The sequence below is a fragment of the Sphaerochaeta associata genome (assembly GCF_022869165.1).
Classification (GTDB): Bacteria; Spirochaetota; Spirochaetia; order Sphaerochaetales; family Sphaerochaetaceae; genus Sphaerochaeta; species Sphaerochaeta associata.
Window position 1 is genome coordinate 3,523,543 of record NZ_CP094929.1, and the last position, 13,393, is coordinate 3,536,935.

The following is a 13,393-nucleotide window of genomic DNA, read 5'->3' on the forward strand; positions in this document are numbered from 1 at the left end:
GATGCATATACTCTTGGAACAGGCGACATGCGAGATAGAGGTGAAGAAATCACGTTTCATCGCCATCGCATCACCGTTATCCGACCTGTCGCAAATCAAGGAAATAGTGAATCAGTGCAGAATGGAACACCCACTTGCCAACCATGTCGTACATGCAGCGGTCCTGGGACCGAAGGGAGATCTCTACAGCTACAGCGACGACCACGAGCCGAAGAATACCGCCGGCAGACCTGCCCTGGAGGTACTCAAGGGCAGCGGTGTCACCAACATCCTGGTTCTGGTCATACGCTATTTCGGCGGTACGCTGCTCGGCACCGGAGGCTTGGTGAAAGCCTATGCCGACAGCGTCAAGGAAGTGCTGAAAATCATCAAGACCGAACCCTTGATCGATAAGACATCATTTCATATATCGATGCCCTATCACTTATACGAGCCCATCAAGAAGCAATTGATCGAGGCTCAAGCGACCATCGATTCAGAGGAATTCACTGTGGAGGTTACGTTGACGGGAACCATTCCTTCCTCCTCATATCCCACATGTGCCGCTACCATTTTCGACCTTTCCAACGGGAGTTGTGCTCTCAACCCTATCGATGCGTAAGCTTGGTGAAAACCAGCTTTGGGTCACCTTCCTCGGGCTCTTGTTCTTTTGGACTCGGCATTTCTCCCACATCCCACAACCGGTTGGAATCGACAAGCTCAACCAAGCGAATGGCTATCGACAAAGCCATCTCCACAGCCTTGCCGTCGATTGCTGATACCACATCCCGCTCTGTATGGTAGACCGACGGTTTTGACCGATCGTCCCATGCAACCGAGGTGAGCGTAGTTGCCTCCAGCCCTGCAAGGCTTGCACAGGCGGCATCGGTTCCCCCTGCAAGCCGGGGAATCGATTCACTGACCGCCTCATACCCCATGGATTTGGCGATTTGTACACAACGACGAGCCAATCTGTATGACAGCGCCTGAGTACCGTTGATGTCCCGCTCAAGAAATGTAAGCTTGTCTGCATGGTAGATGGAATCGAAGTTCAGTACGAGCGAGCCGCCGAGCTCCGCCTTATGCTTCTCATACCATGCCTTCGACCCCTGCAGACCGCTCTCCTCTCCGTCGAAAGAGCAGAAGATCAGGCGGGTATGAGAAAGGGGTGTATTGCAGCTCTTCTTCCAATGGAAGTACCGGGCAAGCTGCACGGTCATTCCCACCGATGCAAGGTTGTCCCCCGCTCCGGGAGAACCTTCGTGGGAATAGAAGCTTCGAAGCGGCAGCAGCAGGGGCGTTGCACCCAACAAAAGGATGCCGATGACACCCATGCCAATCGGAGGGAGCGAGAACGCAAAGAGTCTGCCTTCGAGCAGTTCAGTAATCATATGGGTGGCATTGAAAAGGCCGGCCAGCAAAAAGAGCAGGACCGGCAGGGCTACTTTCTTCGCATATGCGATGCGGTCGAGCCTGTTGTAGTGAAACAGCGGGGCACTGTCATGGTGGGAGGTGAAGAGCAAGGTATGCAGGACTTCCTGCTTTGGTTCAAGGACCGCATACACATTCATTCCCTCTACGCTGTGCTTGCCGAGTTTGCCGATGGGCTTATAAAGATACAGTGTTCTTGCTGCATACCAGAGGTAGGCCAGAAACAACAATAGGCCAAGGTAGGGCAATCCAACCAGCAAAAGAGAGAGGATGGCTGGGTAGAGATACAAGGCAAGCTGCAGGGGAAACGAGTGAAACGAGGTGTCGATATCCACAGACTCCGTTTCACTATGGTCACAGAATGGCTCGTATGAACTCCTGATCTCCTGTGCAGCGTGCAGAGAAGCTTCACTACCAGCCAGCCTGGGACCGTATTTTTCAATTATGTCTGAGGTAAAGGAGAGGGCGAGCGCAGCAAGGCGACCTGCTTTCAAGGTTTCAATCTTCTGCCTTCTGTGCTCATGTTGTTCAGGAGCAAGAGAAGGAGCTTTGCTGCGTTTTCGAAATACGGGGAACCTCATAGTTGTTCCATGATGACGAGTGAGCGTTTTACTGTCAATAAATAGACATCGGTTGCTTTTTTTCTCTTCTCAGGGTTCTTGACAAAGATGAGGCCACTGACTATAGTGGAAACCCGATTGATAGTTAAGCAGCCTGAAAATCACGTGGCTTGTTGTCATGTCTTTTTATGGAGAGATGTCCGAGCGGTCGAAGGAGGCGGTCTTGAAAACCGTTGAGGCGCAAGTCTCCGAGGGTTCGAATCCCCCTCTCTCCGTTTGAATATCTGCCTTTTGGTTTGCGGTTTTTGTTAGATTGGAGAGGTGCGAGAGTGGCCGAATCGGGCTCCCTGCTAAGGAGTTGACCTGGTAACGGGTCCGGGGGTTCGAATCCCCCCCTCTCCGTTTTGTTTTTTTACATTATTGAGACCATAGCTCAGCTGGATAGAGCATCAGTTTGCGGAACTGAGGGTCGGAGGTTCGAATCCTCTTGGTCTCATCATACGTTTGTATGCGGTCATAATCACCGGGAGAGATGTCCGAGTGGTCGAAGGAGACGGACTCGAAATCCGTTGTACCGTCTGACGGTACCGAGGGTTCGAATCCCTCTCTCTCCGATAGCTTGGTTATTTTTTTGGATTTTACTGCTTTTATTGTACCTTGGAGAGGTGTCCGAGTGGTCGATGGTGCACGCTTGGAAAGCGTGTGTGCTGAAAGGCACCGGGGGTTCGAATCCCCCCTTCTCCGTTTTCTTCCCAGTCAACAGATTCTGTGCTATGTGCTTTCACCCAACCCCGTCAGGACCGGAAGGTAGCAGCGGTAAGTGAATTGCCCATGAGACACAGGCGATTTGTTGGCTGGGTTTTTTTATCGACGTTTATTGGCGTACATCGCCCGGTCAGCTTCTTGGATGAGTTGTTCCAAGGAAAGAGCGCACTTGGCATCGCTGCAGGCCGACCCGATGGTGACTGCAATCGTACAGGGAAGTCCCTGTCGCTGGCAGATATCTGAAAGAGCCTGCCTGAATCGTTGGATCAATAGATCGACCGTTCCGCTCGGGGCATCCAAGGCAAGTACCAAAAACTCATCCCCACCCCATCTGCCGATAATGTCGGAAGAACGAAAACTCGACTCCAGCGTCCTGGAGACCATCCTAAGCACCCTGTCTCCCTCATCATGCCCGAAGGTATCATTGATTTGCTTGAACGTATCGATATCGATGGAAAGCAAGACGACTTCGGCTTTGAGCCGATGACTGTGCTTGAGCTCCTGATCAGCCATCATTTTAAAGCCACGCCTGTTGTACAGACCGGTCAGTTCATCGGTAAGTGCTTGAAGCAGCAGCTCATCCTGCAGGGTTCTATAGCTGGTAAGATCGCTGACAACCAGAAACACACCAACATCGGAAGGGATGTCGATCCATCGCATCTCCATCCAACGTCGATCTTCATCACCTGTGGAAACCTGCACCTGTATTGCAGGAAGACTGTGCTCTTTATTGATCATACGATCGAAGAACTCCTCCATGAGGATACGGTAATCACTGTGTATAAAGGTAAACATCGAAATACCCGACAAATCCTGTTGAGTGGATAATCCAAAAAGGGAGGCCAGACTTTTATTTGCATATTGAATGATACCTTCCGTACTGCAGCAGCAGACTCCGTCCGGAAGATTCTCCACCAAGACTTTGCATGTGGTATCCAAGGCATGATTCATCATTCATCCCCAGTACAAGGTTGATTTCCTGGAAGCACAGCCGAGGTGTAATTCGCCTTCTGATACTAAAACATGAAGAGTTACAAAGCAAGGATAATCGATGAAACCATTGAAAAATAATTACTTTGTATTCTTATACATACCAAACAAATACATGAGAATTACACTCGGTGTCCCTTTCAATGCAATCGTCCTGCGCAGGGATGATTTCTGCTCAGTCCGCGAGAGAAATCGGCAAAGGTATGCCCACCAGCATCTTCGTTACAGTAGGTAGCATCCTTTTTGAGCAGAGGCACGGTTTTATGAGAGCAGAACAATGCGCACGTTTCTTTGAGCTTCTACCCCTACATAGCAAAGTATGGTATACTCGCACAGTACGCTTTCAAGGGAGCATTCATGGCATATGAAGTAACAGCAACCAGGAAACGTCCCCAGGTTTTCGATAATCTTGTGGGTCAGGAGTTCGTGGTTTCCACCATCAAACATGCAATCGAGCAGGGAAGGATTGCCCATGCCTACCTGTTCAGCGGTCCCAGGGGAGTCGGAAAAACATCGTCCGCCCGAATTCTGGCACGTGCACTGAACTGCGAGCAGGGCCCGACGGCAACTCCCTGCGGCGTGTGTTCAAATTGCAGGGAGATCACCCAGGGCAACAATGTCGATGTCATCGAGATCGACGGTGCGAGCAACACCAGCGTAAACGACATCCGCCAAATCAAGGATGAAGTACTCTTCCCCCCACAGGCAAGCAAGTACAAGATCTACATCATCGACGAAGTGCACATGCTCTCCACCAGTGCCTTCAACGCACTGCTCAAGACCATCGAGGAACCCCCGGCGTACATCGTATTCATCTTTGCCACCACCGAGCTGCAGAAGGTCCCGGCAACCATACGTTCACGCTGCCAGCAGTTCCATTTCCAACTCATCGACCTCGACCTCATCAAGAGTTGCCTCAGCGAGGCTGCATCAGAGATGGAGGTGCAGGCGGACGACGATGCACTCTTCTGGATTGCGAAGGAGTCGACAGGCTCCATGCGTGATGCCTACACCCTCTTCGACCAGGTCGTCTCTTTCTCCCAGGGCCATATCACCATGGAGAAAATCAGCAGCAAGCTGGGGTTGGTCGGCATCGACCAGATTGTCGATATCGTCAGCCGCTTGTTGGACAACAAGACCCAGGAAGCCCTGCATGCCGTCCAGGCTCTCCTGTTCGCCGGGGTCTCCGTTGAACAGTGCATCAAGGACTTCACGCAGTTCTTCAGAAGCCTGCTCTTCATCAAGGCGGGGGTGGTTGAGGATGCCATTTTGGGCATCCAGTCCGACAGGATCCCCCTCTCACTGAGAAATGCCTATACCACTGAACAGCTGGAAGCTGCATTGGAGTTGTTCCTCAAGCTCTATCGTGACATCCGCTATTCACTAAACCCCCGATTCGAACTGGAACTAGCCGTCTCACGCCTTGCCGGCCTTCCCCATATTGCCAGTCCGACCGCCTTGGTCAGGAAAATCGCCCAGCTTCGCGAGGAACTGCTCAGCGGCAGTGTAAAACTTCCTGCTCGCAAGCTTGAAGTCCAACCCGACCTCATCGCCACCCAGGCAGTCGTCGAGCCCAAGAGTAAGGCAGAGGCATCTTCCAGCGTTGCTGCGATACCTGTTGTTGTTCCCGTTTCTCCACCTCCGGTAAAGCAGGAAGCAGTGGCAAGAGACTTCAGCAGGCAGGACCTGCCTCTTTTGGTAAGCAAGCTGTCCAGTGCACCGCTGCTCTCCCAGGTTGCACAGGCGATTACACAGGTCCGAAGCGAAGCGGGTTCTTTATTTCTCACATTCTCCACCTCGTTCTGTCAGAACAAGGCACAGGAACATGAAACCAGATTCCGAGACCTCATCGCCGAAATCACAGGCTTCAAAGGCCCGGTACACTTTTTGTGTGTTGAGGAAGTAAAACAAGAGACACCCACAGTCGACGATCCGGTAATCTCAAAGATTGCTTCGGTCTTCCGTGGGGAGGTCAAGCACCAATAAGTAGAAGCGAGGAAAGAAATCCATGGATATGAATCCATTCGAACTGCTCAAGAATATGAAGGGCATCCAGGAAAACATGAAACGGATGCAGGACCTGCTGCCTACCATCACAGCAACCGGTAGCGCCGGAGCCGGCATGGTTGAAGTGACCCTCAACGGCAAGTTCATTGTCACCGATGTACATATCGACGAAGAGCTGGTCGACCCCAAGGACATCCAGACACTGCAGGTTTTAATCAGCAGCGCATTCAACGATGCAAGTGCAAAAATCCAGCAGAAAATCCAGAGCGAAGGCATCAAGTATGCCTCTTCGTTCACGCAGGCCTGACCATGACAGCACTGGAAAATCTCATCCAAACCCTTTCCCGCCTTCCGGGCATCGGTCCAAAAAGCGCATCTCGTCTAGCCTATCACCTGATCAAGACCGACAAGGGATACAACACCGCCCTCGCTGAAGCAATCGCAACCATCCAGGACAAGATTTTCCCCTGCTCGATATGTGGAAGCTTCACCGAGTACGATCCCTGTCCCATCTGCAGTGAATCCAGCCGCGACCGCACCCAGCTGTGTGTCGTAGAACAACCCCAGGATGTGCTTACCCTGCAATCAAGCGGAGCCTACAACGGCCTGTACCATGTCCTCGGAGGTGCAATAAGCCCCCTGGACGGCATAGGACCTGAGCACCTATCCTTTTCCAAGCTGGTCAAGCGCATTGATGAAGGCGGCTTCACTGAATTGATTATCGCAACAAATCCCACCGAGGAAGGGGACACCACAGCACTCTACCTTCGTCATATCCTGAAGCATCATCCCGAGCTCTCCATCACCCGCCTTGCCAGCGGACTGCCCATCGGAGGCGACTTGGAGTATGCAGACAGAATCACCCTGGCCAGATCGCTTAGGGGAAGAGTCAGATTCTAGTTCACCTGTTGTTATTTGATGCCTCGTTCCCGCTTGATGGAGTCGTAGGCCTCTTGGATTTCCCGAAATTTTGCTGTTGCATGGGTGAGAAACTCCTCACCCATTCCTTTTGAGGCGAGTGAGTCGGGATGGAACTCGATACTCAACTTACGGTAGGCGCGCTTGACCTCGTCATCGGTTGCAGTGCGGCTGATGTTCAGCGTCGCATACGCCTTGTCGCTTGCATTGGTGCATCCGCCGTACCGGTTGCACAGCATGTCCACAAAGCTTTCAGGAAGGTGGAAAATCTGCGCAGCCCGCCTGATCATGTCCTCTTCACGCTGAGAGACCTGCCCATCGGCTGACGCCACCCGATAGAAGATATCGATCATCAACTGCAAAATATTCGGTGCATGACTGAAGTTCTGATAGAACTGGGTTGCAAACTGCTCGAAGGTCCCCCCGCCGGTAAGGGCGGCATCGAAGACTCTGAGAGCCGCCTCTTCCTCGCGAAGGCCCAAGCGCAAGTCCTGTCGGATGAACTCCATCACCTTCTGCCGCTCGTGTGACGAGACCGAACCATCGGCGGAGGCGATGCGCGCAAGCATGGAGAAAGCCCCGACAAAGAAGAGCATCTGCTCGCGGTCCAGGGACGTATAGGCATTGAATTGGGTTCGTTGGGCGCCTTGAGTCCCAACCTCGCCGGCCTTGTCGAACATGTGTCCGAAGGCGATACCGGCGATCATACCCAGCGGACCGCCGAACATAAAACCGACGGTTCCGCCAAAAAGTTTGCCAAGCCAAGCCATACGTTAGAGCTTATCGATCAGCATCGAGCACTTGCCGGAAGGAATGGGAAGGGTCTTCTTCTTGTTCTCGCCCAGGATCTCGATGGTGAAGTAGTAGAGTTTTTCACTCTCCAGACGAATCTCCCAACCACGATCGGTCTTGTTGCTCAAGATGGTGATCATATTCCTCTTCAATGAGAGGTTTTCGATTCCCATCGCCTCGAGGGAGGGCATCACCCAATTGACCGTCTTGCGGGGAAGAGAGATATCCAAGCCGATGATATTCTCAATCATCAACGTAATGGTGACCAGACCGGCATACGGCATGAGCCTTCTGCGGGGGAAGTCGGCTATTTCGGTGGTTTTGGAGTACCCTTCCTTGTTGGGCAGGTATGCCTCCCAGACATCCCCGATCATCTCTGCATCGGGATGAAGGGTGTCTAGCAGGAAGTACATGTGCCTGATGGCGCATTCCCGGGCAAACACGAACTGTTGGTATTTCTCCAAAGCCTTTATGACCATGAATGTGTTTACACTGACGACCCCGCCGCAGTAACCGTTTCCGTCCTCGCTGAAAGCAGGAGAAGAGGCCGGCACCCCGGGGAACGGGTTGTCGGTTCCGAATTCTTTCGGGTCATGCAGGTATTCAATCATATATGCTGCCCGTTCATCATTGGGAATCTCGGCAAGCATCGCCCAATACGCCCCGATGAATTTGCTTGGAATGCGGTTCTCCTTGATGTCCAAATCATAATAGAAGTTGGTCGAAGGATCCCACATCAGGCTGTTGATTCTCGTCTTGAGGGAGAAATAAATCCGCTTGTATCGGAAACTCAGCTCCTTGTCGTTGAGAATATCACCGATGGCGGACATATACAGGGCGTTGACGGCAAGCTGGGCATTGAAGTCAAGCGGATAGTACACTCGGGAGCGAGGGATGTTGCCGCTTTGGCAGGCTTCCACGGGCACCGAGAAGAGACCGTTGGGCTTCTGGAAGGTTGCCTGGATCCAAGCATAGTGCTTTTCCAGAATGGGCACGATATCCTTCAGCCGCTTTTTGTTGCCGATCTTGTGATAGAAGCTGAATTCAACATAGGCGAAGAGCGGAGGAGAGACTCCCTCTGGATTGTTTGCACTGAACACCGGCTTTCCATCTTCCAAGCTGTAATCACTTCGGATCGCACCGTTGCTCTCTTGTTTTTGGTAGAAATAGTCGAGCAAGGGAAACGGGGAGTTGTTCTGATTGCTGTACACCAGAAACAGGGAAGCAAAACTGGAAAGAAACTGATTGAAGGTTGTCTGGCCAGGATATGAAAGATAAGAACCGCTAAAGCCGTTGGCCTCGGTTCCACTCTTCCAGAGTTCGTCAATCCATACCCAGGATCTGTCATACATATCGACAAAATCCTGATCATAAAAATGTACGAACGGCACCATATCCTTTATCAAATTGGGAACTCCTTACTTAGCAGGTAAACACTGGAAAAACTACATAAGACGCGCATTTTTAAAGATATACTCTCTTTTATGAGAAGTCAATCAGATACACGTTAAGAATCGGAAACGTCAACATTATTGAGAAAACTCAAGGTCTTTTCAAGACATTTTCTATTAATCATTTATAAAATAGCTAATTGTGAGCTAAAAGAAAAGAGTGGTTTTTTAGGAAAACTGTAATCTTTTCGTTGAGTCATCACACTTTTGCCGCCTACTGGACACGGTTTTGCAAATTTTACCAACTCTCAGCAGAACACGGGAAGAATGCTCTCCAAAAGCTCGGTCCGAAACTCCATGCAGCCCTTCGATATCTCCTCTCCATCCACATGCACCGGCATCGCAAAGTCACTGCTCTTCATCACAAGCTTCTTCACCCTGGCAACACTGAATTCCTTCTGCTTCACCTGCTTACCCGAAAGAAACGTCAGGGCAAGGGGAACCATCCTTCTGCTGGGAACCGGTGCATTCGCATAGACCACATCAAAGTATCCGTCGTCAAAGAGGGCATCGGGGCCCATGAGGAAAGCCGAACCCATCCTTCTTCCATTGCAAATACTCAACTGCTGGGTTTTGAGATTGAGTACCTGGTCGTCGAGGGTAAGCTCAACAGTATAGGGAGCGGGATAGTGGATGAGAATCCTGATGAGAGCAAAGACATAGCTTGGGGTACCCGAGACATGCTTGAATTCACTTGCAAGAAAGTTGACCAACGGCTCAAAGCCCACTCCCTGTCCATTTACGAAAAAACGGCCTTCAGGATAGTTTCCCCCATACGTCACCCCGGCGTCTATGACACGGGTTTTTCCCGCCAGAATCACCTCGCATGCTTCCTTCACCGGTTTTGGAATCTGCATACCCCAGGCAAAATCATTGCCCCTGCCTATGGGAATGACCCCAAGAGCCGGTGATGGGATGTTATGCAGCGTCACTGCCTTGAGAATGCCGTTGGCAACCTCATTCACCGTACCATCACCACCGGCGGCGATGATCACCTTGCGACCATCCATCGCCGCTTGGAAGGCGACTCGTTCGGCCCCGTTCCCAATCTCGGTGTGATAAAGCACAACTTCCTTTCCACCTGCACCCAGCAGGGTGCGAATCATATCTTCCTGCTTCTTCGCTTTCCCCTTGGCAGCATGTGGATTCAGTATCACGAAGAGCTCATTGTCTTGCATATAATCCGGCTCCTTACAGCTATTTACACCCGTAGGGCAATACCCTATCATGGCGATGTGAAAACTTATGCCCCTCGCTCAGCATTTCTTCCTACTACGCAAGAAGATTTGCATGTACGGTCCTGGGACCAAATCGACATCGCCTTCATCAGTGCCGATGCCTACGTAGACCATCCCTCATTTGGAGCACCGCTTTTAGCTAGATTGCTGGAGAGTGAAGGATATCGTGTGGGTATTATCGCACAACCCGACTGGAACTCAACCAAAGATTTTCTCAAAATGGGAAAACCAAGGCTTTGTTGTATGATTAGCGGTGGAAATATCGACAGCATGGTTTCCCATTATACAGCAAACAACAAGCCACGCAGCGAAGACGAGTACAGCCCGGGAGGAAAAGCCAGGCTCAGGCCCGATCGTCCCACCCTTGTCTACACGGCGAAAGCAAGACAGGCATACGGCTCCTCCGTCCCCATCATCATAGGAGGCCTGGAAGCATCACTGAGAAGACTCAGCCACTACGACTATTGGACCGATAAAGTTCGCAAGCCCATCATCCTCGATGCGAAAGCCGACCTGCTCGTGTATGGCATGGGCGAGCGTCAGAGCTTGGAAATCGTCAAACGCCTGGATCAGGGTGAAGCAATCCAGAATATGGTGGACATCAAAGGAACGGTCTATGCAACCTCAAGGGCCAAGTTCCAACAGGATTTGATGAGCACCATCGAGCTTCCCTCCTTCGAAGAGGTCGGCGATCGGGACAAACAGTCCAATACCCCCACCGAGCAGGGCAAACAAGCTTATGCAAAGGCGTTTCAGATTCAATTGATGCATCAGAACCCCATCAGGGGCAAGCGCATCATCCAAGCATGCATGGACCGCCTGGTTGTTCAGAATCCTCCCGCCCTTCCTTTGGACGAAGAACAATTCGATCGTCTCTATGAACTGCCCTTCACCTTGGACGCCCATCCCGATTATCAGAAGGATGGGGGAGTACCTGCGCTCAATGAGGTGCAGTTCTCCCTTACCAGCAACCGTGGCTGCTACGGCTCTTGTTCCTTCTGCGCCATAACCAGCCACCAAGGAAGGATGATCCAAACCCGCAGCAAGGCTTCCCTGATCAAGGAAGCCCAGCGGATGACACAACATCCAGCGTTCAAGGGATACATTCATGACCTTGGAGGCCCTACAGCCAACTTCCAGGGACTTGCCTGCGATCAACAGATTGAGAACGGTCCATGCCCTGCAAAGGAGTGCCTGTGGCCGAAGCCGTGCAGCAACCTTAAGGATTATCATGGTCGCTACCTGGACCTATTACAGGCCCTCGAAGCGGTGAAGGGAGTCAAGAAAGTCTTCATTCGAAGTGGAATCCGGTATGACTATCTGCTGGAGGTATGCGACAAGCAGACACGAGAGCGCTTCATGCATCACTTGGTCCAAAACAACGTCAGCGGTCAGTTGAAAGTAGCCCCCGAGCATGTAAGTCCTGCTGCATTGGATGCAATGGGGAAACCTACCGCCGAGCTATTTGATGCCTTCAGTACGCTCTATCAGGATGCAACCGAGCAGGCGGGAAAGAAACAGTACCTCATCCCTTATTTCATAGCAGCTCATCCTGGGTCCACACTCGAGGATGCCATCACCTTGGCCCTCTATCTGGAAAAGACGCATTTTATCCCGGATCAAGTGCAGGAATTTTACCCAACCCCGGGGACAGTCTCCACGTGCATGTACTATACTGGCCTGGATCCACGACCTGGCAAACGATTTACTTCCATACACATCCCCAAAGGACGTGAACGTCACCTGCAACGTGCTCTATTGCAGTACAACAAGCCAGAAAACAGAGCCTTGGTTCTTGAAGCCTTGGAGAAAGCAAACAGAAAGGACTTGACGAGGGTTCTCCTCGCAAGACGGTACACTTCGTGACACGAGAGATTTCAGAACGGAAGGACTTTTTTCTGAAAATGTTTTCCATCGCCCTTCCGGTGGTAGTGCAAAGTCTGCTCAACAATTCACTCTCCTTCGTCGATACCCTAATGATCGGCCAACTTGGGGAGTCGTCCATCGCCGCGGTGGCACTGGCGAATCAGATGTTCTTCCTGATCAGCCTCCTCTTTTTCGGGGTTACCAGCGGTTCGGCGATCTTTCTATCCCAGTATTGGGGTGCCCGCAACGAGACGGACATCCAGAAAGTACTGGGCATCTCCCTCTCCATTGCGGGAATCGGTGCGTTGCTTGTTGCTCTTGCCTCCTTCTTTTTTCCCCGCCACATCATGCATATTTTCACCACCGAGGAGACGGTTGTCCAAATAGGGATTTCGTATCTGAAAATCGTTGCAGTCAGCTATCTCTTTTCGGCGTTCAGCCAAATCATGGCTACGGCACTGAGAGTCATCGGAAAAGCAAAGATACCCTTGCAGGTCGCTCTTGTATCCCTTTCATTGAATGCAGTAGGCAACTATTTGTTGATCTTCGGTATCGGACCATTCCCCCAGTGGGGAGTTGCAGGAGCAGCCTTGGCAACCGCCGTCAGCCGCCTGATCGAGATGCTTGCACTTCTGTACATCGTGTATAGGCGCCATCCTGTCATTGCGATACGAAGCAGGCAGGCTTTTGTCTGGAACAAGAAATTTGTTCTGCATATTCTTCCCACCAGCCTCCCTGTCATCATCAATGAGATTTTCTGGGCCCTGGGTATGACAACCTATAAGATTGCCTACAGCCGGATGGGAATCGAGGCTATCGCAGCCATCAATGTAGCAGAATCGATCGGCAATCTTTTCTTTGTGGTTATGATGGGAGTGAGCAACGCCACCCTGATCATGATCGGGGTGAAAATCGGCGAGAAGCAAGTACCTCTGGCCCGCCTCTATGCAAGGCGCTTCATAACAACCGCTTTCCTGGTAGGCATCGGTATGGGCATGTTTGAGTTCTTCTTCGCACCGGTCTTCGCCCAGTTCTTCAATATCCGCGATGAAGTGCGTCAACTCGCCATATACTGCCTGTACATCAACGCCGCCCTGCTGCCTATCAAGAGTCTGAATATGGTGATAATCGTCGGTATTCTTCGCAGCGGCGGCGATACCCGTTATTCGATGTTCGCCGAAATGTTCGGTGTCTGGGCCGTCGGGGTACCCCTCGCTTTCTTCGGCGCCCTGGTACTGAAATTGAACATCTACCAGCTCTACTTATTGTTGGGCATGGAGGAAGTCTCCAAACTGGTGTTAGGCATGTACCGCATCAAAAAAGGAACGTGGGTCAACGACCTCACCGAGCTTCATTGACCTGTATGCAATATGCTCTTATAGTTTATCCAAGAGAG

At 51.5% G+C, this 13,393-nt stretch carries 11 protein-coding genes, 5 tRNA genes and 1 other RNA gene; 12 read left to right on the forward strand and 5 right to left on the reverse strand.

The genetic code is table 11. The features are described from left to right. Position 1 precedes the first annotated feature (1 nt). Positions 2-601 carry an IMPACT family protein gene (locus MUG09_RS16355; RefSeq protein WP_244772503.1) on the forward strand — a complete coding sequence of 200 codons (600 nt, stop codon included), beginning with the start codon at positions 2-4 and terminating at the stop codon, positions 599-601. Here MUG09_RS16355 and MUG09_RS16360 read toward each other — a convergent pair. Then, positions 588-1,991, reverse strand: coding sequence for a M28 family peptidase (locus MUG09_RS16360; RefSeq protein WP_244772504.1), 1,404 nt, complete (start codon positions 1,989-1,991; stop codon positions 588-590). The two genes, MUG09_RS16355 and MUG09_RS16360, sit on opposite strands and share 14 nt — an antisense overlap. 169 nt (positions 1,992-2,160) lie before the next feature. Here MUG09_RS16360 and MUG09_RS16365 point away from each other — a divergent pair. The 6 genes from MUG09_RS16365 (at position 2,161) to ffs (ending at position 2,826) form a co-directional block, all read left to right on the forward strand. Beyond that, positions 2,161-2,245, forward strand: a tRNA-Ser gene (locus tag MUG09_RS16365). A gap of 40 nt (positions 2,246-2,285) precedes the next feature. Further along, positions 2,286-2,372, forward strand: a tRNA-Ser gene (locus tag MUG09_RS16370). Positions 2,373-2,392: 20 nt separating this feature from the next. Further along, positions 2,393-2,466: transfer RNA gene (locus MUG09_RS16375), tRNA-Arg, on the forward strand. A gap of 30 nt (positions 2,467-2,496) precedes the next feature. Beyond that, positions 2,497-2,584 (forward strand) — tRNA-Ser (locus MUG09_RS16380). A gap of 45 nt (positions 2,585-2,629) precedes the next feature. Beyond that, positions 2,630-2,714, forward strand: a tRNA-Ser gene (locus MUG09_RS16385). A 13-nt stretch (positions 2,715-2,727) separates the two neighbouring features. After that, positions 2,728-2,826, forward strand: an RNA gene (gene ffs, locus MUG09_RS16390) — signal recognition particle sRNA small type. Between the two features lie 8 nt (positions 2,827-2,834). Here ffs and MUG09_RS16395 read toward each other — a convergent pair. Beyond that, positions 2,835-3,689: a sensor domain-containing diguanylate cyclase gene (locus tag MUG09_RS16395; RefSeq protein ID WP_323385486.1), complete on the reverse strand. Its 855-nt coding sequence runs from the start codon at positions 3,687-3,689 to the stop codon at positions 2,835-2,837. A 393-nt stretch (positions 3,690-4,082) separates the two neighbouring features. On the opposite strand from MUG09_RS16395, the gene dnaX reads away from it, so the two are divergent. From dnaX to recR, 3 genes are read left to right on the forward strand one after another with little or no spacing between them, the layout of a single operon-like run. Further along, on the forward strand, positions 4,083-5,711 hold the full coding sequence (dnaX, locus tag MUG09_RS16400) for a DNA polymerase III subunit gamma/tau (RefSeq protein ID WP_244772506.1): 1,629 nt from the start codon (positions 4,083-4,085) through the stop codon (positions 5,709-5,711). Between the two features lie 22 nt (positions 5,712-5,733). Continuing rightward, complete coding sequence (locus MUG09_RS16405; protein ID WP_244772507.1) at positions 5,734-6,039, forward strand: YbaB/EbfC family nucleoid-associated protein; 306 nt, start codon at positions 5,734-5,736, stop codon at positions 6,037-6,039. 2 nt (positions 6,040-6,041) lie between these two features. Further along, a complete protein-coding gene (recR, locus tag MUG09_RS16410; RefSeq protein ID WP_244772508.1) occupies positions 6,042-6,632 on the forward strand; it encodes a recombination mediator RecR in 591 nt (196 codons plus the stop codon). 11 nt (positions 6,633-6,643) lie between these two features. Here recR and MUG09_RS16415 read toward each other — a convergent pair whose 3' ends face one another. The 3 genes from MUG09_RS16415 to MUG09_RS16425 all read right to left on the reverse strand — a co-directional run bounded on the left by MUG09_RS16415 (position 6,644) and on the right by MUG09_RS16425 (position 10,071). Next, complete coding sequence (locus MUG09_RS16415; RefSeq protein WP_244772509.1) at positions 6,644-7,420, reverse strand: TerB family tellurite resistance protein; 777 nt, start codon at positions 7,418-7,420, stop codon at positions 6,644-6,646. A gap of 3 nt (positions 7,421-7,423) precedes the next feature. Continuing rightward, a complete protein-coding gene (locus MUG09_RS16420; RefSeq protein WP_244772510.1) occupies positions 7,424-8,848 on the reverse strand; it encodes an MGH1-like glycoside hydrolase domain-containing protein in 1,425 nt (474 codons plus the stop codon). Positions 8,849-9,141: 293 nt separating this feature from the next. Next, positions 9,142-10,071 carry a diacylglycerol/lipid kinase family protein gene (locus MUG09_RS16425; protein WP_244772511.1) on the reverse strand — a complete coding sequence of 310 codons (930 nt, stop codon included), beginning with the start codon at positions 10,069-10,071 and terminating at the stop codon, positions 9,142-9,144. A 57-nt stretch (positions 10,072-10,128) separates the two neighbouring features. Here MUG09_RS16425 and MUG09_RS16430 point away from each other — a divergent pair, with 57 nt between their 5' ends. Beyond that, positions 10,129-11,997: a YgiQ family radical SAM protein gene (locus tag MUG09_RS16430; protein WP_244772512.1), complete on the forward strand. Its 1,869-nt coding sequence runs from the start codon at positions 10,129-10,131 to the stop codon at positions 11,995-11,997. Further along, positions 11,994-13,355 carry an MATE family efflux transporter gene (locus tag MUG09_RS16435; protein WP_244772513.1) on the forward strand — a complete coding sequence of 454 codons (1,362 nt, stop codon included), beginning with the start codon at positions 11,994-11,996 and terminating at the stop codon, positions 13,353-13,355. Before MUG09_RS16430 ends, MUG09_RS16435 begins: the two co-directional genes overlap by 4 nt. The last annotated feature ends 38 nt before the right edge of the window (positions 13,356-13,393 follow it).

Coding starts and splice junctions, on each gene's coding strand:
- MUG09_RS16415 (WP_244772509.1), bottom strand. CDS start 7,420: ATGGCTTGGCTTGGCAAACTTTTTGGCGGAACCGTCGGTTTTATGTTC.
- recR (WP_244772508.1), top strand. CDS start 6,042: ATGACAGCACTGGAAAATCTCATCCAAACCCTTTCCCGCCTTCCGGGC.
- dnaX (WP_244772506.1), top strand. CDS start 4,083: ATGGCATATGAAGTAACAGCAACCAGGAAACGTCCCCAGGTTTTCGAT.
- MUG09_RS16425 (WP_244772511.1), bottom strand. CDS start 10,071: ATGCAAGACAATGAGCTCTTCGTGATACTGAATCCACATGCTGCCAAG.
- MUG09_RS16405 (WP_244772507.1), top strand. CDS start 5,734: ATGGATATGAATCCATTCGAACTGCTCAAGAATATGAAGGGCATCCAG.
- MUG09_RS16395 (WP_323385486.1), bottom strand. CDS start 3,689: ATGATGAATCATGCCTTGGATACCACATGCAAAGTCTTGGTGGAGAAT.
- MUG09_RS16355 (WP_244772503.1), top strand. CDS start 2: ATGCATATACTCTTGGAACAGGCGACATGCGAGATAGAGGTGAAGAAA.
- MUG09_RS16360 (WP_244772504.1), bottom strand. CDS start 1,991: ATGAGGTTCCCCGTATTTCGAAAACGCAGCAAAGCTCCTTCTCTTGCT.